Source organism: Tenacibaculum sp. (assembly GCF_048269885.1).
Lineage (GTDB): Bacteria > Bacteroidota > Bacteroidia > Flavobacteriales > Flavobacteriaceae > Polaribacter.
Genome location: NZ_JBLWTZ010000011.1, coordinates 61,507 through 83,504, shown reverse-complemented (window position 1 = coordinate 83,504; position 21,998 = coordinate 61,507). Strand labels below are relative to the sequence as shown.

The 21,998-nt window shown below is 31.8% G+C and carries 24 protein-coding genes; 8 read left to right on the top strand and 16 right to left on the bottom strand.

Annotated elements, in window-relative coordinates:
• Positions 1 to 122: 122 nt before the first annotated feature.
• The 8 genes from rodA to ACN0WY_RS09925 form a co-directional block, all read right to left on the bottom strand.
• On the bottom strand, positions 123 to 1,400 hold the full coding sequence (gene rodA / locus ACN0WY_RS09960; protein ID WP_417800271.1) for a rod shape-determining protein RodA: 1,278 nt from the start codon (positions 1,398 to 1,400) through the stop codon (positions 123 to 125).
• On the bottom strand, positions 1,381 to 3,267 hold the full coding sequence (gene mrdA / locus ACN0WY_RS09955; RefSeq protein WP_330488384.1) for a penicillin-binding protein 2: 1,887 nt from the start codon (positions 3,265 to 3,267) through the stop codon (positions 1,381 to 1,383). The genes rodA and mrdA overlap by 20 nt, the downstream gene beginning before the upstream one ends.
• Positions 3,264 to 3,770, bottom strand: a complete 507-nt coding sequence (gene mreD, locus ACN0WY_RS09950; RefSeq protein WP_417800270.1) for a rod shape-determining protein MreD — start codon at positions 3,768 to 3,770, stop codon at positions 3,264 to 3,266. Before mreD ends, mrdA begins: the two co-directional genes overlap by 4 nt.
• Entirely contained in the window at positions 3,763 to 4,590 is an 828-nt protein-coding gene (gene mreC, locus ACN0WY_RS09945; protein ID WP_417800269.1) for a rod shape-determining protein MreC, read from the bottom strand. The genes mreD and mreC overlap by 8 nt, the downstream gene beginning before the upstream one ends.
• A gap of 16 nt (positions 4,591 to 4,606) precedes the next feature.
• Positions 4,607 to 5,635 (bottom strand): rod shape-determining protein, encoded by a 1,029-nt coding sequence (locus ACN0WY_RS09940; protein ID WP_047790403.1) that lies wholly within the window; start codon positions 5,633 to 5,635, stop codon positions 4,607 to 4,609.
• A gap of 82 nt (positions 5,636 to 5,717) precedes the next feature.
• On the bottom strand, positions 5,718 to 7,244 hold the full coding sequence (purH, locus tag ACN0WY_RS09935; protein WP_330488381.1) for a bifunctional phosphoribosylaminoimidazolecarboxamide formyltransferase/IMP cyclohydrolase: 1,527 nt from the start codon (positions 7,242 to 7,244) through the stop codon (positions 5,718 to 5,720).
• Between the two features lie 143 nt (positions 7,245 to 7,387).
• The gene (locus ACN0WY_RS09930) at positions 7,388 to 7,513 is read right to left on the bottom strand and encodes a hypothetical protein (protein ID WP_330488380.1); all 126 of its coding nucleotides are present in this window, start codon (positions 7,511 to 7,513) and stop codon (positions 7,388 to 7,390) included.
• 83 nt (positions 7,514 to 7,596) lie between these two features.
• Positions 7,597 to 8,049, bottom strand: a complete 453-nt coding sequence (locus tag ACN0WY_RS09925; protein ID WP_330488379.1) for a GAF domain-containing protein — start codon at positions 8,047 to 8,049, stop codon at positions 7,597 to 7,599.
• Between the two features lie 106 nt (positions 8,050 to 8,155).
• Between ACN0WY_RS09925 and ACN0WY_RS09920 the strand changes: the two genes are divergently transcribed.
• The 3 genes from ACN0WY_RS09920 to ACN0WY_RS09910 are packed head-to-tail and all read left to right on the top strand — an operon-like array spanning position 8,156 to position 11,253.
• Positions 8,156 to 8,566: an HYC_CC_PP family protein gene (locus ACN0WY_RS09920; RefSeq protein ID WP_330488378.1), complete on the top strand. Its 411-nt coding sequence runs from the start codon at positions 8,156 to 8,158 to the stop codon at positions 8,564 to 8,566.
• Positions 8,567 to 8,623: 57 nt separating this feature from the next.
• The gene (locus ACN0WY_RS09915; RefSeq protein WP_417800268.1) at positions 8,624 to 10,861 is read left to right on the top strand and encodes a TonB-dependent receptor; all 2,238 of its coding nucleotides are present in this window, start codon (positions 8,624 to 8,626) and stop codon (positions 10,859 to 10,861) included.
• Between the two features lie 26 nt (positions 10,862 to 10,887).
• Complete coding sequence (locus tag ACN0WY_RS09910) at positions 10,888 to 11,253, top strand: heavy-metal-associated domain-containing protein (RefSeq protein WP_417800267.1); 366 nt, start codon at positions 10,888 to 10,890, stop codon at positions 11,251 to 11,253.
• Positions 11,254 to 11,289: 36 nt separating this feature from the next.
• Here the strand turns inward: ACN0WY_RS09910 and ACN0WY_RS09905 are convergent, their stop codons facing one another.
• The 7 genes from ACN0WY_RS09905 to ACN0WY_RS09875 are packed head-to-tail and all read right to left on the bottom strand — an operon-like array spanning position 11,290 to position 17,466.
• Complete coding sequence (locus ACN0WY_RS09905) at positions 11,290 to 12,126, bottom strand: pseudouridine synthase (RefSeq protein ID WP_417800266.1); 837 nt, start codon at positions 12,124 to 12,126, stop codon at positions 11,290 to 11,292.
• A 45-nt stretch (positions 12,127 to 12,171) separates the two neighbouring features.
• On the bottom strand, positions 12,172 to 13,089 hold the full coding sequence (locus tag ACN0WY_RS09900) for a geranylgeranylglycerol-phosphate geranylgeranyltransferase (RefSeq protein ID WP_330488374.1): 918 nt from the start codon (positions 13,087 to 13,089) through the stop codon (positions 12,172 to 12,174).
• Positions 13,090 to 13,098: 9 nt separating this feature from the next.
• Positions 13,099 to 14,025 (bottom strand): mevalonate kinase, encoded by a 927-nt coding sequence (locus ACN0WY_RS09895; RefSeq protein ID WP_330488373.1) that lies wholly within the window; start codon positions 14,023 to 14,025, stop codon positions 13,099 to 13,101.
• Positions 14,026 to 14,076: 51 nt separating this feature from the next.
• Entirely contained in the window at positions 14,077 to 14,571 is a 495-nt protein-coding gene (locus ACN0WY_RS09890; protein ID WP_330488372.1) for a hypothetical protein, read from the bottom strand.
• A gap of 13 nt (positions 14,572 to 14,584) precedes the next feature.
• A complete protein-coding gene (locus ACN0WY_RS09885; protein WP_417800265.1) occupies positions 14,585 to 15,670 on the bottom strand; it encodes a diphosphomevalonate/mevalonate 3,5-bisphosphate decarboxylase family protein in 1,086 nt (361 codons plus the stop codon).
• Positions 15,671 to 15,704: 34 nt separating this feature from the next.
• Positions 15,705 to 16,415, bottom strand: a complete 711-nt coding sequence (locus ACN0WY_RS09880; protein ID WP_330488370.1) for a LytTR family DNA-binding domain-containing protein — start codon at positions 16,413 to 16,415, stop codon at positions 15,705 to 15,707.
• Complete coding sequence (locus tag ACN0WY_RS09875) at positions 16,405 to 17,466, bottom strand: sensor histidine kinase (RefSeq protein WP_417800264.1); 1,062 nt, start codon at positions 17,464 to 17,466, stop codon at positions 16,405 to 16,407. Before ACN0WY_RS09875 ends, ACN0WY_RS09880 begins: the two co-directional genes overlap by 11 nt.
• A gap of 212 nt (positions 17,467 to 17,678) precedes the next feature.
• Between ACN0WY_RS09875 and ACN0WY_RS09870 the strand changes: the two genes are divergently transcribed.
• From ACN0WY_RS09870 to ACN0WY_RS09850, 5 genes are read left to right on the top strand one after another with little or no spacing between them, the layout of a single operon-like run.
• On the top strand, positions 17,679 to 18,044 hold the full coding sequence (locus ACN0WY_RS09870; protein WP_417800263.1) for a hypothetical protein: 366 nt from the start codon (positions 17,679 to 17,681) through the stop codon (positions 18,042 to 18,044).
• 31 nt (positions 18,045 to 18,075) lie between these two features.
• Positions 18,076 to 19,119: a serine hydrolase domain-containing protein gene (locus ACN0WY_RS09865; RefSeq protein WP_417800262.1), complete on the top strand. Its 1,044-nt coding sequence runs from the start codon at positions 18,076 to 18,078 to the stop codon at positions 19,117 to 19,119.
• 5 nt (positions 19,120 to 19,124) lie between these two features.
• Complete coding sequence (locus ACN0WY_RS09860) at positions 19,125 to 20,033, top strand: DUF6624 domain-containing protein (protein WP_417800261.1); 909 nt, start codon at positions 19,125 to 19,127, stop codon at positions 20,031 to 20,033.
• A 59-nt stretch (positions 20,034 to 20,092) separates the two neighbouring features.
• Positions 20,093 to 20,323, top strand: a complete 231-nt coding sequence (locus tag ACN0WY_RS09855) for a hypothetical protein (RefSeq protein ID WP_330488365.1) — start codon at positions 20,093 to 20,095, stop codon at positions 20,321 to 20,323.
• 21 nt (positions 20,324 to 20,344) lie between these two features.
• Positions 20,345 to 20,647 (top strand): hypothetical protein, encoded by a 303-nt coding sequence (locus ACN0WY_RS09850; RefSeq protein ID WP_417800260.1) that lies wholly within the window; start codon positions 20,345 to 20,347, stop codon positions 20,645 to 20,647.
• A 57-nt stretch (positions 20,648 to 20,704) separates the two neighbouring features.
• Here ACN0WY_RS09850 and ACN0WY_RS09845 read toward each other — a convergent pair whose 3' ends face one another.
• Complete coding sequence (locus ACN0WY_RS09845) at positions 20,705 to 21,913, bottom strand: NAD(P)/FAD-dependent oxidoreductase (protein ID WP_417800259.1); 1,209 nt, start codon at positions 21,911 to 21,913, stop codon at positions 20,705 to 20,707.
• Positions 21,914 to 21,998: the final 85 nt, after the last annotated feature.

Sequence of the window (21,998 nt, the reverse complement as noted above, 5' to 3'; positions counted from 1 at the left end):
GTAAACAAACAGGTTTTTGTAGATGATAAGGGTGATTTTGCATTTGTTTTACCTATAGAAAGTTAATGAACGAACTGGCTTGATAGCTCTGTTAAAAAAACGAAAGAAGTTTATTGCTGTTTTTACCAATCGTATTTTTTGTGGGCGTCTAGGCGAATGAATATGAAAAGGAGTAAGGTAAAGCCCCATAAAGACGATCCCCCATAGCTAAAAAAGGGTAGGGGAATTCCTACAGTTGGTAATAGTCCTATTACCATACCAATATTAACAATCATATGGAAAAAGAAAATAGAGGCAACACTATAACCGTATATTCTTGCAAATTTGTTTGTTTGTGTTTCTGATAAATAAATAATTCTGTAGAGTAACAACATAAATAGAAAAATTACAAAAGAACTCCCTATAAAGCCCCATTCTTCACCAACAGTACTATATATGTAGTCTGTGTGCTGTTCAGGAACAAAGTTCCCTTGTGTTCTATCTCCTTGTAAAAAACCTTTTCCAGAAAAGCCACCTGAGCTGATGGTTTTTTCAGATTGATAAGAATTGTAACCAATACCTTTATTATCTTGTATTTTACCTAATAGGATATCAAATCGATCTTTTTGATGTTGTTCTAAGATATTGTTATAAGTATAGCTAATTCCTAAAATAAAAAAAATAGCAAAAAGATAGGAACCAATAATTTTTATGATATTGAAACGAAAAAAGCGCTTGTCTTTATAAACTCCATAAAAAACAATAAAAGTGATAAGGAGAAGACAGGAAATGAGAATCCATTTTGCGCCAAAATACACTGTTAATATAAAGAGGATAATAGCGATGGTGCCAAATAAAATATAAGCGAGTGTTAAACCTTCTCTATTTAATACAAAGAAGAACGCAAAGTATATTAAAACAGATCCCATGTCAGGTTGCAGGGCGATAAAAAAAGCAGGTAAAAAGATGATAATAAAAGCTTTGGCTTGGTTTTTTACTAATTTAAGGTTGTACTGCCTGTCACTCATTAATTTTGCCAAAGCCAATGCTGTAAAAGCTTTTGCAAATTCAGAAGGTTGTAAGCCTATGCCTCCAAAGTTATACCAAGAGGTTGCTCCATTAATTTTTTTACCAAATACGAGTACTCCAGCTAGTAGAACTAAAGAGAAAATATACATTAAACTGGAAAACTGTTCGTAAAACTTTGAATTAAAAAAGAGAATAAATATAATTACAGGAATACTGAGTCCTATAAAAATTAATTGCTTACCGTATTTTGTTGAGAAATCAAAAATTTCTCTTGATTCTTCCGAAGAAGATGCGGCATAAATATTTAGCCAACCAAAGCTAACTAATATTATGTATAGTAAAACAAGTAGCCAATCAATTCCTGCAAAAATATTATTTCGTTCTTGTCGCAATAGTATCGCTTTTTTTGATTAATAATTGATTATCATATCTTTCTTGAAGGCTTAAGTGAATCATACGGTCTTCAAGGTATTTTCTCGATATTGATTTGTTTAGGTATTTTTCAATGAGTAAACTTGTAATAGGTGCAGCAATAGTTGATCCAAATCCACCGTTTTCTACAAAAATGGCGATGGCTATTTTAGGGTTGTCTTTCGGAGCAAAAGCTATAAAAATGGAATGATCAGTTAACTGAACTTTCTTTTTATTTACTCTAATAAAGTTTTCAACGGTTCCAGTTTTTCCACATATATCTATCCCTTCAATTTTACTTCGTTTAGCCGTACCTCTGGTAAATGTTTCGTACATGGCTTCAATGGCAATAGGAAAATGTTCTGCTGAAACTGTTGTGTTTCTACGAGTTAAATAGGTAGAATCAAGCTGCGTTTTGTCTTCAATTTTTTTAACGATGTGTGGAGTGAAAAAATAGCCTTTGTTAGCAATGGCTGCCGTCATGTTAGCCAGTTGAATAGGAGTGGTTTCTACTTCGCCTTGACCTATAGCATTTGAAATAGTGGTTGTAGCTCCCCACCTGAAATCATAGCTTCTATCGTAAAAATTTCCAGTTGGAATCCTTCCTTTTTGACCAGAAGGAAGGTCGTAGCCTAAATAATTACCTAAGCCAAAACTTTTAGCATGTTCACTCCAAGCATCAGTACCTATGGTAGGATTTTCGTAATTATCAATAATTTTTCTATAGGTGTTAGCAAAATAAGTATTGCAAGATTTAGCAATGGCAGTTTTTAAACGAACAGGTCTTCCAATAATATTACAGTGACACCCCATAAAAGCATTGGGACGCTTACCGTAACGATATCCGTGGTGGCAATAAAAGCCAGTATTTTCATCAATAACTCCTTCCTGTAAACCAATTAAGCCAGTGAGTATTTTAAAAGGGGAACCAGGAGCATACATTGCTTGCAAACCTCGATCAAAAGTAGGCATATTGATACTGTCGTTAAAAAGTTTTACTGAATTAGGTGAACGTTGCCTCCCAACTAATAAGTTTGGGTCGTAGGATGGAGCTGTAATAAGAGCTAAAATTTCACCAGTTTGAGGTTCTATAGCAACAATACCTCCTCTTTTTCCAGACATTAATAGTTCTCCGTACTGTTGTAATTCACTATCTATGGTAAGGGTTAAGTCTTTACCAGGCACAGCAAGGGTATCGTACATCCCATTTTTATAGGATCCCGTAATTTTATTTAAGTTGTTTCTTTTAAAGTACTTTCTTCCTTTAACACCTCTTAATTCTTTTTCGTATTGTTTTTCTACACCAAGCTTACCAATTAATTCCCCTTGTTCATAGTAATCACTATTCTTAGCTACATATTCGTTAACCTCACTAATAAAGCCTAATACATTGGCCGCAGATTTTACAGGATAGTTTCTAATTATACGTTTTTGTATGTAAAAACCTTTGTACTTTGGTAGTTTTTCTTGTAAGAAAGCATAGTCTTTTTTAGCTAATTGTTTTAAAAATACTGAAGGAAGCCAACGAGCATAACTTTCTGCTTTTTTATAACGCTTTATAAAATCTTCTTTATCGATTTTTAAAAGAGAGCAGAATTCTAAAGTGTCTAAGGGTTCTACTTCTTTAGGAATAATCATTACGTCGTAAGATAATTGATTGGCAACTAAGAGTTTTCCGTTACGATCATAAATATAACCACGTTCGGGGTAGTCGTATTCAATCTTTATGGTAGCACTGTTTGTTAGACTTTGTTCACCACCGCGTATTACTTGTAATTGAAATAACCGAAAAATGTAAACTATTCCAATAAGTGTAATTAAAAATATAAGTAAGAAACTTCGTTTCATGTTAGCTTTTTCCTAAATATAAAACTTCCTAAAAAATACAACAGTAACGTAAAAACACTAGAAAATAGTGTATTGATGAGTACATTTGAAATGTTATAAAAGCTAAAGTTAGTCAAACTAAATAAAATAAAGTGATGAACTAATGTTAAAGTTGCTGTATAATTGAATACTTTATCAAAAGATTCATGTCTTAGATTAAAAAGTAGATAATCTGAAGTTGTTTTTTTAAAAACAGCTTTAAATACAAATAAGCGTATATAAGCCATAAATACAGTAGAAAAGGCATGAATTCCGCCAGAATTAGCAAAAGCATCTACACAGATGCCCAATAAGAAAGCAACTAACAAAAGAGGGAACCTGTTTTCTTTAATAGGGTACAAGAAAATAAAAACGATATATATATAAGGATTTACATATCCTAAAAATAGCACATTGTTAAGAACCAGTACTTGTAATAACAAGAGGAAAACGAATAAGAATATTAAGTACAGCGTTTTATTCATTGTTGTTTTCTACAGCTTTTATTTCTTCTTTATGTAAGTTTGTTATAATGTAAACATGACCTAGGTTAGACATATCATTAAAGAGCTTAACATTTATACTGTTTACAGCAGATAATTCTTCAGGTACTTTTATAACAGTTCCTATTGGAATTCCGTTAGGAAAAATGGTTGATCTTCCACCAGTTATGATAGTATCTCCTTCTTTAAAAATAGCTTGACGTGGAATATCGGTTAATTGGACAATATTATAGTCTTTACCATCCCAAGTTAGGGTTCCGTAATGATTGTTGTTTTTAAATTTAGCGTTGATGTTGCTTTTGGAATTTAAAATAGATTGTACTCTGGCAAATTTGTTGGATACATTATCTGTAATACCAATAATGCCCTTACTATTTATAACCCCCATCTCTTTTGAAACGTTACGACTTTTGCCTCTGTTAATCGTAATAAAATTATCAGCGTTATGGTAAGAGTTTTTAATAACTTTTCCAGAAATATAACTATAATTTTGATCGAGTTTTACGGTGTCTAAAATCTGATTAGTAGCGATGCTATCAAGATAGGTGGTGATTTTTTCTAACGTATTTTTCAAGGCTAGGTTTTCTTCAACCAGTATAGCGTTTCTTTCTTTTAAATTGAGGTATTCCGAAATGTTTGATGATTTTTGATATAGTCCACCTGTAATAAAATTAGTAGAACTGATAAACTTACTTTTATGAAAAGAATGGTTGTTAATGATTAATGCAACAGCGATGATTTCTAAAAATAGAAAAAATAAGAAATACTTATACTTCTGTAAGAAATAAATAAGCTGTTGCATAAATAATCATTCAAGTTTATTTGATTAATACAGTTTTGTATTTTTCCAAGTTTTTAAGAGCGATACCTGTTCCTCTAACAACGGCACGTAATGGATCTTCAGCAACATAAACGGGTAAATCTGTTTTTCTAGACAAACGTTTATCCAAGCCTCTAAGCATAGAACCACCACCAGCTAAGTAAATACCTGTATTGTAAATATCGGCAGCCAATTCAGGAGGGGTTTTAGATAGGGTTTCCATTACAGCGTCTTCAATACGTAAAATTGATTTATCTAAAGCTTTTGCAATTTCACGATAAGAAACTTGAATTTGTTTAGGTTTTCCACTTAATAAATCACGACCTTGTACCATCATATCTTCAGGAGGGGTGTCTAAATCTTCTGTAGCAGAACCTATTTGTAACTTTATTTTTTCAGCAGTAGTTTCTCCAACGTATAAATTGTGTTGTGTACGCATGTAATACATAATATCACTGGTAAATAAATCTCCAGCAACTTTTACTGATTGATCACAAACAATGCCCGCTAATGCTATAACAGCAATTTCGGTAGTACCTCCACCTATATCAATAATCATATTTCCTTTAGGTTCCATAATATCAACTCCAACACCAATAGCCGCTGCCATCGGTTCGTAAATCAAATAGATTTCTTTAGCGTTCATATGGCGACCAGAATCAATAACTGCACGCTTTTCAACTTCAGTAATTCCTGAAGGAATACAAATAACCATTCGTAAAGATGGTGGAAATAACCTCTTTTTAATGGCAGGAATTTGCTTTACAAATTCCTTAATCATTTCTTCTGAAGCTTGGAAGTCAGCAATTACACCGTCTTTTAAAGGGCGGATGGTTTTGATATTTTCATGGGTTTTTCCTTGCATCCTACTAGCTTCATGGCCTGTAGCAATAATTTTACCAGTAAGCCTATTTCTAGCAACAATAGAGGGGTTATCAATAACCACCTTACCGTTGTGGATTATAAGTGTATTTGCAGTACCTAAATCTACTGCAATATCTTCTGTCATGAAATCGAAAAAACCCATAAAGATTTCGTTATTTATATTTAATTTTAATGTATTCTCACAAATCTAATAAAAATCTGTGGGTATTTTACACTCCGTATAATTAATGTTTAAAATGTCTAGTTCCAGTAAAAACCATTGCTACCTCATTATCGTTACAATAATCAATGCTTAATTGGTCTTTAATAGATCCCCCTGGTTGAATTACACTTTTTATACCTGCTTTGTCTGCTATTTCTACACAGTCAGGAAAAGGGAAAAAAGCATCACTCGCCATAACAGCCCCAGTTAAGTCAAAGTTGAAGCTAGTAGCTTTTTCAATCGCTTGTCTTAAAGCGTCAACTCTACTTGTTTGACCTGTTCCCCCGGCTAATAGTTGCTTGTCTTTTACTAAAATAATAGTGTTAGACTTGGTGTTTTTACACAGTTTAGATGCAAATAACAAATCCTCTAACTCACTTTCTGAAGGTTTATTGTTAGTAGGGTATGTTAAATCATCTAATTTATCGGTGATATAGTCTTTGTCTTGAACTAAGACTCCGTTTAGAGCTGTTCTTACGGTTTGTTTAGGTAGCTCAATTTCTTTTTGTACTAAAAGTACTCTGTTCTTTTTACCTTTTAAAATTTCTAAAGCATCAGCATCATAAGCAGGAGCAATAACCACTTCACAGAACAATTTGTGAATTTCTTCGGCAGTAGCTTGGTCTATTTTGGTATTTGAAATTAAGATTCCTCCAAATGCAGAAACAGGATCACCAGCTAAGGCATCTACATAGGCCTGGTGAATAGTTTTTCTCTGAGCAAAACCACATGCATTGTTATGCTTTAAAATCGCAAATGTTGGGTCTTCACCTTTAAATTCTGCTATTAAATTAACAGCAGCATCAATATCTAATAAGTTGTTGTAACTCAACTCTTTTCCATGTAGTTTGTCAAACATAGCCTCTAAATCACCAAAGAAAAATCCTTTTTGATGAGGGTTTTCTCCATAACGTAATACTTTAGAAGTAGTTTCGCTGGCTTTATATACAACTTCATCTTCATTAAAATAGTTGAAAATAGCAGTATCGTAATGCGAAGAAATATTAAAGGCTTTCGCGGCAAACTTTTTTCTATCGTTTAACGAAGTATTTCCGTTGTTTTGAGAAATAATAGTTAAAAATTCCTCGTATTGCTCCATTGATGAAACAATTACAGTGTCTTTAAAATTTTTAGCGGCTGCTCGGATTAGAGAGATTCCACCGATATCAATTTTTTCAATAATATCTTGCTCAGAAGCACCAGAAGCAACAGTTTTTTCAAAAGGATAAAGGTCTACAATTACTAAATCTAATTGAGGAATGTTGTATGTTTCCATTTCGGCAACATCACCTTCATGATCTTGTCTGTTTAGGATACCTCCAAAAACTTTAGGGTGTAAGGTTTTTACCCTTCCTCCTAAAATAGATGGATAAGAAGTCACATCTTCTACTGGTACAACCTCAATACCTAAGTCTTTGATAAACTTTTCTGTACCTCCTGTTGAGTATATAGTAACACCTAATTCGTTAAGCTTGTTTACAATAGGGGCTAATCCGTCTTTGTGAAAAACAGATATTAATGCTGATTTGATAGTTTTTGTATTGTTCATTATTGTTGTGTTGTTAAGCTTGCAAAGCTAGTAAAACAGGAGGCGCTACACAATAATTTTTTTAATTTTTAGGATTGAAAACACCACCAAAAAGAAAACTATTTTGGTGGTGTTTTGTTACAACAAAATTTTTAAAGAAAAAATTACTCTGCCGTTTCTAAAAAATTACGAAACCAGATTGTGAATTTTTCTATTAAAGATTGTTGAGATTCTGAACGAGCATTAGCATTGCCTAATGCTGCATAAGAAGGATGTTCTCTACTGCTCATATTTAAGGGGATTAATGGGGTTGTTAAAAAATCACCTCAAATAAAATAAAAAAAATCTTAATAATCAAGTGATTATGCGAAAATTATATAAAATTAGCTACTTTTTTACAAATATACTCTAGTAAGTCTTCATCGTTTTTAGTAAATGGGTTAACCGTATGAGAATCAATATCTATTTGACCGATGTTTTCTCCATTGACAAAAATGGGAATTACTATTTCAGATTTAACCTTCCATCCACATGAAATATAATTGTCTTGCTCACTAACATCTTGTACTACAAAGTTTTCATTGCTAACAGCTACTTGGCCACAAATTCCTTTTCCAAAAGGAATGATTGTATGGTCTGTTGGCTCTCCGTTAAACTGTGCTAGTTTTAACTCCTCTTTGTCTCCATTTTTAAAATAAAAGCCAACCCAATCGTAATAGGAAACTTCTGAAGCCAAATAATCGCAAATTTGTTGTAGTTTTTCTTCTTTTGAAGAGCCATTAGCAACTATGGTGTCTATATTGTTTTTTAGTTCTTGTAAATTCATAAAAGTGTTTTTTATCTTATTCGTAAAGAGTGCATAAAGCTTACAAAAATAGGGGATGTATTGTGATAAAAAATAGATTTTTTAAAATTTTGTATGTTTGCAAGGTATGAGGAAATTTGTTTCTAAAATAATAGCTGTACTTTTAGCGCTGGTCGTACTACTGTCTACATTCTCTTTTAATGTAGAAAAACATTTTTGTGGTGATTTTTTAGTCGCGATTTCTTATGTAGGAAATGTAGCCAGTTGTAATGATGTAGAAGCAGATAGCTGTGAGAGTAAAACTACAGAGCCTTCTTGCTGTAAAGACGATGTAGAGCTTATAAAAGGGCAAACACAAATCCAAAAAACGTCTGTTGAAAAAGTAAGCTTTACAAAGACTCCGTTAGCAGTTACTTCATATGTTTTTAACAGTCTGTTATTTCAAGACTTGGAAGAACAATTTATTCCACATAAACAATATGTACCACCTAAGTTATTTTTTGACATACAGGTACTTCACGAAGTCTTTATCATATGATTTACAATTTTTACTTAAAAAATAAGAATTGTATAATATAGTATGATGAAATAAATAATGAAAAGATTTTTTATTGTCAGTATTTCTTTGCTGATTTCTTCATCACTTTTTGCTCAGAAAGAGTTAAAAGGAGTGATAAAAGATAAAAATGGGTCTAAAGATAATTTAGGAGTTTACGGAGCCAATATCCATTGGTTACATACGGAAGTTGGTACTACTACCAACAAAAAAGGAATGTTTAGTATTCCGTATAAAAAAGAGTATAGAAAATTAATAATAAGTTTTGTTGGTTATAAGACAGATACCATAACTGTTAACGATGCCAAACCAGTCAATCACTATTTAACAGAAAGTAATACGTTAAATGAGGTTGCAGTTTCTGCAAAAAAAAGCGCAACTCAACGCTCATTTTTACAAACACAAAATTTGGTAACTATTAATAGTGAAGAATTGTTAAAAGCAGCCTGTTGTAATCTATCTGAAAGCTTTGAAACCAATCCCTCCATTGATGTTAATTTTTCTGATGCGTTAACCGGTACAAAACAACTACAAATGTTAGGATTAACAAGTCCATATTTGTTAATTACCCAAGAAAATATACCATCAATTAGAGGAGCAGCGCAAGCATTTGGATTAACATTTACACCTGGAACCTGGGTTGAAAGTATTCAAATAACAAAAGGAGCAGGAAGTGTTGTAAATGGTTTTGAAAGTATTTCGGGGCAAATAAATACGGAGCTAGTAAAACCATCAACCAACCATAAATTTTACCTTAATGCTTATGGAGCAGTAGGAGGTAGGTTTGAATTGAACACGCACTTTAATCAAAAAATGAGTAAAAAATGGCAAACTGGTTTATATGTACACGGAAACTATAGAGGAGAAAAGTTTGATAAGAATAAAGACGGCTTTTTAGATAACCCGTTAGCAAAGCAAATCAATCTGATGAATCGTTGGCAGTATACAGATGCTAAAAAAGGCTGGGTAAGTTTTATCAACTTTAGGTATTTAGACGATTCAAAGCAAGTAGGAGAGATTAATTTTAACCCAGAAAAGGATAAAGGTTCTAATACTGTCTGGGGAAGTGAAATTAAAACCAAGCGTTTTGATACATCTTTAAAAATAGGATATGTGTTTCCTGATATGCCATTTCAAAATATGGGATTTCAAGCAGCTTACAGCAATCATAAACAAGATTCGTATTTTGGATTGAGAGACTATAATATTCAGCATCAAAGCTTTTATAGCAATTTTATATTTAGCTCTATTATTGGAGATACTCGTAATAAATTTAAAACAGGTGCTAGCTTTACCTATGATAACTACGAAGAGTTTGTGAGTGCAGGAATGAATTCGAATTTTGATAGAAAAGAAAACTCTGTAGGGGCATTTTTCGAATATGCCTATGATAATGCAGATAATTTAAGTGTTACTGCTGGACTTCGGTTAGATCATCATAATTTGTTAGGAACCTTTGTAACACCTAGGTTGCATATGCGTTATGTTCCTTGGGAAAGAGGCGTGTTAAGAGCTTCTGTAGGAAGAGGAAAACGAAGTGCAAATATTTTTGCGGAGAATCAACAGTTTTTTGCTTCGTCAAGAAGGATTACTATTGAAAATTCAGGAGGAAACATTTATGGATTAGATCCAGAAGTGGCTTGGAATTATGGAGTGTCTTTTTTACAAGGGTATAAACTATTTGGAAGGAAAGGAGATGTGATATTCGATTTTTATCAAACAAATTTTTCAAATCAGGTAGTCGTTGATTGGGAAAATCCGCAAGAGATATCTTTTTATAATTTAGAGGGAAAAAGTATAGCCAATAGTTTTCAGGTAGAAGTTAATCAAAATATTGTTCCGTATTTCAATACTCGATTCTCGTATAAGTTTTATGATGTTGCTACAGATTATAAATCTGTAAATTTAGCGAAAGCATTGCAAGCTAAACATCGTTTTTTTGCGAATGCATCCTATGAAACTAAAACAGAAGATAACGATGCTAGTTGGAAGTTTGATGTAACTTATAATTGGATAGGAGAACAACGCTTACCCAATACAAATAACCAGTTGCCGAGGTATTCGGATAGCTATAGCTTGTTAAACACACAAATAACAAAAGTGTTTTCAAAAAAGTTTGAAGTGTATGCTGGGGCTGAAAACATTACAAATTACAAACAAAAGAATCCTATCTTAGGAAGTGACAATCCGTTTGGAGCAAACTTTGATACTACAATTATATACGCACCAGTTTTTGGGAGTAACTTCTATGTAGGATTACGATTTAAAATAGATTAATTAATAAAATAAAAAATAAAGAAGACATGAAAAATATATTTTTATTAGTAGCAGTTTTACTATTAAGTACATCAGTATTTGCTCAGGATAAGAATGCAAAAGTATCTTTTGAGGTAGATGGTGTTTGCATGATGTGTAAAAAACGTATTGAAAAAGCTGCGTTAAAAACAAAAGGAGTAAAGTTTGCAAAGTGGGATGTAACTACTCATCAACTAAGTTTAATTATTGATGAACGTAAGACCAATACAGAAGCCATTAAAAAAACGATTGCAAGTATAGGGCACGATACGAAAGATTTTAAAGCACCTAAAGAAGCCTATGATCATTTACATGAATGTTGTAAATATCGTGATGAAGAAGTGCAGGAAAATCATAAAAAGGCAAAGAAATAATAAAAAAATCCCGAGTTTATACTCGGGATTTTTATGTTATAACATATGTAATGTGTTAATTTCTTGTTGTGTCAATTCACGCCATCTACCACGAGGTAAATTCTTTTTGGTCAATCCTGCAAAAATAACACGATCTAATTTTTTTACATGGTATCCATAATGTTCAAATATTTTACGAACTATACGGTTTCTACCAGAGTGAATTTCAATACCAACTTCAGTTTTCTTTTCTCCCTCTACATAAGAAACAGCATCAATAAATACTTTTCTTCCTTCAATAATTACATCACCACGTAATTTTTCTAAATCAGCCACAGTTAATTTCTTATCTAAAGAAGCATGGTATAGTTTACGAACGTTGTGTTTAGGATGTGTTAGTTTTTTTGCTAATTCGCCGTCGTTCGTAAATAATAATAAACCAGTAGTGTTTCTATCTAACCTCCCAACAGGGTAAATACGTTCTCTAGTGGCATTTCCCACTAATTCCATGACCGTTTTACGACCACGGTCATCTTCCATAGTAGTAATATAGTTTTTAGGTTTGTTTAATAAAACGTAACGCTTTTGCTCCATTGAGATTAGAGTTCCATCAAAACGAACTTCATCAGTAGGTTGTACTTTATACCCCATTTCTGTAACCAATTTTCCGTTTACAGAAACACTTCCATGTTCAATGTAAGTGTCTGCTTCTCTACGAGAGCAAATTCCAGAATTAGAGATGAATTTGTTCAAACGAATTCCTGTATCCTCAGTTTTTTTCTGAGCAGGTTTATTGCTTTTTGGTTTTCTGAAATCTTTTTTGAATTGATTTTTTCCTTGAGGATTGCTGTTGCGTCCAGCTTGTCGTCCTCTCGACGAGTTTTTTGAATTCATAATTAAATTTTAAAAGGCTGCAAATTTACGGTAATTATTTGGTTTTTAATCTAAAACCTCTACGACTTTATCAACAATTAAAGACTTGTCGATAAATAATAAGCTAAAAACACCAATTAATAACAATACTTTTAAAGTATTATGAGCCAATCGATATTGGTTGTTTTTTGTTGATTTCCAGGTGTAAAAACCAACAAAAATTAAAGTAGCAGCAGCTAGGTAAAAATAGTATTTCATGTACTCAATAGCAGGGTAGTTAAATAAAACTCCAATAGGTACTAAGGTTAATACCATTAATAAAATAATTAGCTTTTTGGTATTGTACTCTCCATATTTAACAGGAAAAGTATTGTAGTTATTAGCGATAGCTCCTTTGATATTTTCTAAATCTTTCATGAGTTCTCGAATCATGATAACCAAAAAAAGAAAGATTGCATGAACAAATATTACTTTTGAAAAGTTTTTATAGTGAACAAATATTACAAAAAATGGAAGTATAGTTAATACTGTAGCGCTTATCAATCCTATAAACGGATATTTTTTTAATTTATGTGAGTAAAACCAAATACCAAAAATATATACAGAGAAAAACAATGCTGCTCGCCATGATACTAGCCATCCGAAGAAAAAACCAATAAAATTTAATGTAAAATATAAGGTTAGTTTTGTTTCCTGTTTTACGTAAGAATCTAAGCCAGTTTTTATAGGCCTATTAATAATATCGGCTTTTTTATCGTAAAAATTATTGATGATGTATCCAGAAGCTACTACACAAACGGTAGCAATAACTAAATAGAGTAAATGCCAATCAAAAACTACAGGTTTCACTGATTTTGCATCAGAGAAAATAAAAATAGCAGCCAAATATTGTGCTGCTATTAGTACTAGAATGTTATAACCTCTTATGACAGATAAAAGGCTAAATATTTTTAAGAAAAAAGTATTGTTTTTAAATGTACTCATAGTAGCATTTTAAAAGCGATACACTAATTCTAATTTATAATCTTTTAAACTGTTTTTTGCTTTTTCATAATCTTCAGTAAACCCTAAGATGTAACCTCCACCGCCAGAACCACAAAGCTTTAAATAGTAATCGTTGGTTTGTATACCTTTTTCCCATACTTTGTGAAAAGCAGTAGGAATCATAGGTTTAAAGTTGGCTAAAACTACCTTTGATAGTTTTTTTACGTTCCCAAACAACGATTTAACATTTCCTTGTAAAAAGTCTTCAATACATGCATCTGTATGGGTTGCAAACTCTTCACTAATCATTTTTCTAAAACCTTCGTTTTTCATCTTGTTCATAAAGATGTTAACCATAGGTTCAGTTTCACCAATTTGCTCAGAATCTAATAAGAAAACAGCTCCTTTTCCTTCTTTTTGAGAAGGGATTCCTGCTGGTTCAATATGTTCTTTTGAATTGATTAAGATTGGTAAACTTAAATACGAGTTTAAAGGATCTAACCCAGAACTTTTCCCGTGGAAAAAAGATTCCATCAATGAAAAAATTTGTTTTAAGGTTAGAAGCTTGTCTCTCGTTAGGTTTTCTAAAATTGTAATTTTATCATTAGCGTACTTATCGTAAATAGAAGCTACTAAAGCACCAGAACTTCCAACTCCATACCCTTGAGGTATTGAAGAGTCGAAATACATCCCGTTATCAATATCACTTTTCAAAGAAGCTAAATCAAAAGAAACGAGTTCAGAGTTTAAATTTGCTAAATAAGTGTAAAACTTAGCTAAGCTTTGATTTGATTTTTTAGCTTCTCCAGTTATATTTTTTGCAGACTTTAATGCTCCTTTATACGAACTAAAAGGAATGGCTAATCCTTTAGAGTCTTTGATAATTCCGTACTCTCCGAAGAGTAATATTTTTGCGTAAAATAAGGGTCCTTTCATAGGTGTTTTAATTACGATGCAAACATACAAGTAAAACTACTAGTTTACAAACTAGTACACGTTTTTGTAAAAAGTTTTCCAAACGCCCACTTTTTCATTATCGCGGTATTTACCTTTCGTTTCTATTTTACCATTTTTATAAAAAGTTTTCCATATACCTTCTCTTTCACCTTCTTCGTACTTTCCTTCCTCTTTTAACTCACCAGATTCATAATATACCTTTCGAATTCCGTGAAGTTTTCCCTTTTTGTAATTAGCCCTGTGAAAAGGCTTTCCGTTTGCATGGTAATATAGTACTAAACCGTCAAATACTTCTTCGTTAGGTATATTCACTGTGCTAAAACCTTCCATTTGAATCTGTCCGTTTTTGTAATAATCTACAATCCAAAAACCGTTATTCATTCTTTTAGGAGTTGGTCTGTAAAACTCATGTTCTCCTTTTGTTGTTTCATGCCAATTTTTATCGAACCAAATTGTGTCTTGTGCAGTAACAGAATTGGTTATAAAACCAATAAAAAGGGCAATTATTAATGTTGAAGTTCTCATAATAGTTGGGAATTTAGGTTAAAATAGGTCTCGCGCCAAAACCCACACTATCACAAATATAATGATTTTTTTGGCAGTATGCAGCCAAAACATTCTTAATAAATGCTTCAATTTCAGACTTTTCTGAGTGAGGGTATAATACATGTACATTGGCCCCAGCATCTAGTGTAAAACAAACGTTGCTATCGTTCTCTTGTCTGTATTCCCATATTTTATTAATAATTTCTAGCGTGTTTGGTTTCATTAAAATAAAATACGGATTACTAGTTAACATCATTGCGTGGAGTGTTAATGCTTCACTTTCAACGAGGTTAATGAATTTCTTAATGTCTCCATCTTGAAGAATTTTTGATATTTTTTCTAAGTTTTCATTCGCTTGCGTAAAACGATTTTCTGCATACGGATGATGGTGCATTAAATTATGTCCAACCGTACTCGAAACTTGTTTTTCTCCTTTGTCAACTAATAAAATAGCGTCTTGATAATTTTCAAAAATAGGATGAACCGTATAAGGGAATTTTACACCAAATAAATCTGAACTTCCTTCGATCTCAAGGTGATTTCCCCAAACTACCAATGGACCTTCGATACTTCTACTAGCACTTCCAGACCCTAAACGAGCTAAAAAGGAAGCTTTTTGGTTAATGTATTCATTAGTTAAGTTTGGATTTAATTCTTTTTCTAAACTCATTAAACACATGGCAATAGCACTCATTCCGCTTGCAGAAGAAGCGATACCGCTACTATGAGGAAATGAGTTTTCTGATGAAATAACCATGTTATATTCTAAAATATAAGCGCAGTATTTTTGAACTCTTTCAAAGAACTTGGCTATTTTAGGTTTAAAATCATCTTTCTTTTTTCCTTCAAAGTACAACTCGAATTCTGCTTGATTTTTAGGCTGTGTCTTTGTGAATTCAATTTTTGTAGTGGTATGGCAATTGTTTAATGTAAAACTTATTGAGGCATTTTTAGGAATTTGTGGTTCACTTTTCCCCCAGTATTTTACCAAAGCTATATTACTAGGTGTTTGCCATGTAACTGTTAAGTTATCTACTTTTTTATCTTGAAATTGGAATATAAAATCTGATGTATTCAACGTGTAAAATTTTGCTGTAAAGATAGAATTTCGCTTACACTTGTGCTAATTTTTGTAAAACAGCTTCTTTATAGCTTCTGCTTATTGAAACGGCCTTTTTACCAATTTCAATATATTCGTTGGTGTATGAAGAAATTTTAGATATTGAAACGATGCATGAACGATGAATTCTTATAAAACAATCACTTGGTAATGTTGCTTCAAAATTACTAATGGTTTCCCTAGTTATTACAGTGTTGTTATTGGTGAAAACTTTAACATAATCTCCTAAACTCTCGATATATAAAATGTCGTTAAAGTTGATTTTAACCATTTTTCTGTCAGCTCTCACAAACATAAAATCCTTATTGTTTTCTTCTTTCTGAGAAGTTTTTAGACTAGCATTAGTAGGATTCGAAACTTTTTGAATAGCTTGTAAAAAGCGATTCAAAGCAATAGGCTTTAATAAATAGTCTATTACATTTAAATTGAAACCTTCAACAGCGTAATCTCTGTAAGCAGTAGTGAAAATTATCTGTGATTTGTTATTGATAATTTTAGCTAAGCTCAATCCGTTAATTTCAGGCATATTAATATCTAAAAAAAATAAATCGATGTGTTTTGTTTGCGCAATTTGTAATGCCTCTACTGCATTTTTACAACTTGAAATTAGCTCTAGGTTAGGAGTTTTCTTTATAAATGACTCGAGAATTTCTCTAGCAATCGGTTCATCATCAACAATGACACAAGTTATTTTAATAGCCATTTTTTAGCGGGATTTTTAATTCGACAATAAATTGATTTTTTATAGAAGAAATAGAAAGTTTTGATAGGTTACCGTAAAGCATTTCCAATCTCTTTTGAATATTTTCTAAGCCAATTCCATTTTTATTTACCTTGTTGTCTATAGAGGTGTTTTTAATATGAAACAATAAAATGTCTTCAGTTGTTTTTAAATTGATATCAACATTTAATACCCCATCAGTTTGTACTCCGTGTTTAAAAGCGTTCTCGACAAAAGGTAATAATAACATAGGGGGAATTTGAATAGTCTCATCGTATAGGGTTTTAGTAAAGTTAACGTACAAACTTTCTTGAAAACGTATTTTTTCTAATGAAATATAATCATCTATATGCTGAATCTCATTCTTTAAAAGCACAGAGGGTTTGTCCACTTGGTATAAAATATAGTCTAACAAATTAGAGAGCTTTAAAATCATATCAGGAGCTTCTTCCGATTTTTTTAAAGCAAATCCGTATAAGGTATTTAATGTGTTGAATAAAAAATGTGGGTGGATTTGCATTTTTAAAAACTTTAGTTCTTGTTCTTTTAGTTGTAGTTGGGTTTGTAAGAACTTATTTTTTAAGTTTTCGTTTTTTATGTTAGATAGGTAATTGTAAATAATTAAGCTTAAAGAGGTGGCTACTATAACAATAAAGTAAACCCCAATTATAACTAATGGTAAAGATTTCGTTAAGGTCTTCGCGTTGCTTCCTCCTAAAAAAGAAGAAAATACTAAGCCAAAGAAAATAGAGAGCAGAATAGCTGTAAATGATATGATAAAAGTGTAGCAACTGTATATGATAAAAAGAAAATACTTTTTCTTAAGCAGGTAGTTAGGAATTAAATATAAAATAATGAAATAACTTAAGAATATAGTTACAGGCATTAAGTATGCAGAAAAAGCATCTACATAAGCGGTGTTAGAGCTTCCATAGCCTAAGAAGTATGTGTAAAAGAAATAAACACCTACCCAAAATATAATATTGAATAAGAAGAATATAAAGCGCTTAGCTATTGATGTAAATCTTTTCATTAAGTTGCAATATCATATTTTTTGAAGAAAGAGATAGGTTTTTGCGGTAAAATCCCTGAAATTGTAGACGAATAACGGTTTTCTGTTATTTGGTTGAAAAAGGACGATAATGTGTAGTTTAAGGGATGAAAAAGGAATGCTATCGATATTATAAAACTCAAAAGAGCTATAAGCATAGGTTTGTGTTGTAAATAACTTAAAAAATTAAAATTATGAAATTCTTATTCTCAAACCTTTTGAATGAAGGCGGATCAATGTTTATGTATCCAATATTATTAATGCTATTACTTTGTGTTGCATTACTATTAAAGTTATTCCTGAAGGGTGATAGTACTGGGAAAACAATGAGCTTGCTTAAACATGTAAGTTTGTTTGCTTTAGTTTATGGGTTTTTAGGGCTATTTTTTGGGTTAATTAGTGCTTTTGATAATATTAGTTCAATGCAAGGAGATATAGCAACTCCTGTTTTAGCTGCAGGATTAAAAATAGGTTTGTTAGCCCCATCTTTTGGAATGTTAGTTTTTTTAATCGCTAGATTAGGTATAATTGGGTTAACACTCAAGAAAAAAGAAGCTTAAAAAAATCAAATAACTTATTAAATTAAAAAAAATGAAGAAACAACTAATTGTTCTTATAGGATTGGTATGCCCAGTTATTACTTATGGACAACAAGTAAATTTAGATCAACTTTTACATTCTTTTGAAGCAGAGCATAAGGCAATGGGTACGGTTTCTGTTTTTAAAAACGGAGCCGAGGTATATAATAAGTCATTTGGTAAAGCAAACTTAGCTTTAAATAAAATGGCAGATGAAAATACTATATATAGAATAGGATCTATATCAAAAGTTTTTACAGCTAGTATGGCACTAAAACTTATTGAAGAAAAGAAATTGCAATTAAGTACACCGTTAAGTGCATATTTTTCAGAAATTCCTAATTCAAATGAGATAACGATAAAACATTTGTTAAGTCATCAAAGTGGACTATTTAACATTACCGATGAAGAAGGTTTTGATACTTGGATTCGCAAACCAAGAAATAGAAAAGAGATGATAGGTAAAATTGTAAAAGGAGGATTGGTATTTGAAGTAGGAACACAAACAACGTATTCAAACTCTAACTTTATACTACTGTCTTATATCGTAGAGGATATAGAAAAGAAACCGTTTGCAAGAGTATTGAAGGAAAGAATTTTTGAGCCCCTTAATTTAGAGAGAACCTCTTTCGGTACCGAATTGAACCCGAATAAAAACGAAGCTTTTTCTTATTATTCAAATAAAAATGTTTGGACTCCAATTTATCAGGAGACAAACTTAAAGTCAACTATGGGAGCTGGAGGGATAGCTTCTACCGCTCAAGAAGTAAATGAATTCTTTAATGCTTTGTTTATGGGACAAATTATTTCAAATGAGATGATAAAAAAAATGACAACACCAGAGAATGAATGGGGGTTAGGAATATCTGTAGTAAACTTTCAAGGTATGATTATTTATGGACATGATGGGGGGATTGATGGATTCCAATCTTTAGCACTCTATCTACCTGTGCAAAAAATATCAATAGCTTTTACATTCAATGCAACTAATGTACCTACAACTCCAACAGCTATTCAAATATTACAAACCTATCTTTCATCAGAAGCAAAGAAATAATGATTATGAAAAAAATTGTAGTATTTTTTATAATGCTTTCATATAGCTTGTTTGGTCAACAAAAAAATAAAGGAGATAGGTTAAGGAGCGAAGGAAGGTTAGATGAGGCAATTAAAGCTTATAAAGAGATATATCAAAAGAATCCAAAAAATCAAGATAATACATATAATCTAGCTTGTGCATATGCTATTCAGTATAAAAAAGATAGTGCTTTTCATTATTTGAATGTAGCGTTAAATAAAGACAATTCTTTATGGGCTTTGGCAGATAATGATTTATATGCTCTTACTTCAGATGAAAGGTGGAGGGTAATAGAAAAACAACAATTAGAGAAATACCAAAAACAAAATGGGAATGTGCAAAAACCAAAGTATGTACTGAAATTATTAAGATTGATAATGAAAGATCAGGCTTTAGATTATCAGTTAGATATGGCCAAGCAATACTTTATGAGAAAAGGTAAAGCACCTCATTGGTATTATCCTATAGCTCAAATGAAAAAAGAGATTGGGAATGGAAACTTTAATAAAATGGAAAAACTAATTTTAGAAAATGGTTGGCCAACATATAGTTCTGTAGGGAAGTTAGCTGCTGATAGCCCACTTCTAATTATAAATCATCATCAAGATGAAGCTGTTAGAGTTAAGTATCTTCCTCAAATAAAAAAAGCTTGTATAAATAAAGAAGGAAGTTGTTTAGAGTATGCAAAAATTCAAGATAGAATTTTGGTGAATACAGGGAAAAAACAGTTGTTTGGAATGCAGTTTCATTATAATGATAAACGGAAATTAGAACCGTTTCCTATAGAAAATCCTGAATATGTAGATGAAAGGAGAAAAGAAATAGGGTTGGAACCTTTAAAAGAATATTTAAAAAGAAAGATTAATTATACTTGGAGTGTAGCGCAAAAGTAAAACAGTCAATCTAGCTATAAAATACCCGTTTCTATTTTAGAAATGGGTATTTTTGTTTTATGAGAAAAATTAAACTGATTTGGGATTTTAAAGGACCAGATGGTCTTGAAACAGCAAAGCATCACTGTGTCCATCTAAAAGAATTTGCTCAGATTGATAGTTTGCCGTATCATGAAGTAAATTTTGTATCTTTAAACGAAATGCACACTATTGCTTTTATGGTGGTTGATGAAGAATACATGAAAACCTTTAGAGATGCATTAAAACCTCACAGAGGAGAATTAGCATAATATAACACAAAAAATAGATCTATGTTTTTAATTAATGCCTTAGCAAAACCAAAAAAATCTTCTGAACATTACGATGAAGTTATCGGAGCTTACGTAAGCTTGTATATCGATTATAAAGATATTGAAGGAGCTATGCGATTAGCAAAGTTTTACATCAAAAATGAAGACTGGAAAGTAATAGAAATAGAAGATGAATACTTTACATTAGACACGGTAGATGATGTTGAAGAAGATGAGCAAAAAGAACTGTATGAAGAAGCAGTAGAGTATGGGTATTCTATTCTTTTTAACTGTTACGAAGAAGAAGGAGAAGACGAAGACTAAAAAATAAGATCATTTCGAACAAAGGCTTAAGAATACTTTGTTCGAAATGATTTTTATTTATTCAGCAATCGCATTTGCACAAATAAAACCACCCGTCCAAGCATTTTGAAAGTTGAAGCCACCAGTAACGGCATCAATATTTAATACTTCGCCTACAAAAAACAAGTCTTTGTATTTTTTACTTTCAAAACGTTTAAAGTTAATTTCTTTCAAATCTACACCACCAGCAGTAACAAACTCCTCTTTAAAAGTAGTACGGCCATTTGCATTGAATAATCCTTTTGTCAATTGGTCAGTTAAGTTTTGAAGCTGTTTATTACTTACATCAGCCCAATTCTGATTGTTTTTTATTTCTGAAGCTACAACCAAACGCTCCCATAATCGACGAGGAATATCGCTAAAAGGAGATTTTAAACTAACTTGTTTTTTAGCTTGCGATTTTTTTAACTCTTGTAATGCCGAAAAAACCGAATCGGTATCTTGTCCTAACCAATTTACCAGTACGTTGTATTGATAATTTTTGTCTGCTAATATTCTGGCTCCAAAAGCAGATAATTTTAAAATAGCAGGTCCACTTAACCCCCAGTGCGTAATTAATAAAGGACCAGAGTTTTCTAAATTAGTTCCAACAAGTGTAACTTCTGCATTTGGAACTGATATTCCGCCTAAATCAATAATTCGTTTGTCTTTTATGTTGAAAGTAAATAAAGAAGGAACGGGTTCAATAATCGTATGGTCTAGTGTTTTACATAAATCCCATACTTTTTTACTGCTTCCTGCAGCAACCACTACGAAATCAGCTTCAAAATCTTGATTTTTTGTGTTGATAATCCATTTGTCATTTTGTTGATAAACAGAATTCACACCATGGTTTTTTAACACGCTAATTCCGAGGTTATCAACAGCGTTTTGGAAACAATCTATAATTGCTTGTGAGGTGTTCGCTTCTGGAAATACTCGATTATCTTCTTCTATTTTTAAAGGAACTCCGCGATTTTCAAACCACTCAAAAGTATCGCCCGTCATGAATTTATGAAAAGGGCCTAATAATTCTTTTTCGCCTCTTGGGTAGAATTTTGTTAGTTCTTTAGGTTCAAAACAAGCATGCGTAACATTGCAACGACCTCCACCAGAAATTTTTACTTTTTGTAAAACCTCTTTTCCTTTCTCAAGAATAGTAATGTCCAATTCTGGATTGAGTTCTTTTGCATTAATTGCAGTAAAATAACCTGCAGCTCCACCACCAATAATAATAACTTTTTTCATCTTTTTTATATCAGTTCGAGTAATTTTCAGTAGAAATTATATCGAGAACCTTTTTAAATCATCTCGATACAAATTTATTTCATTC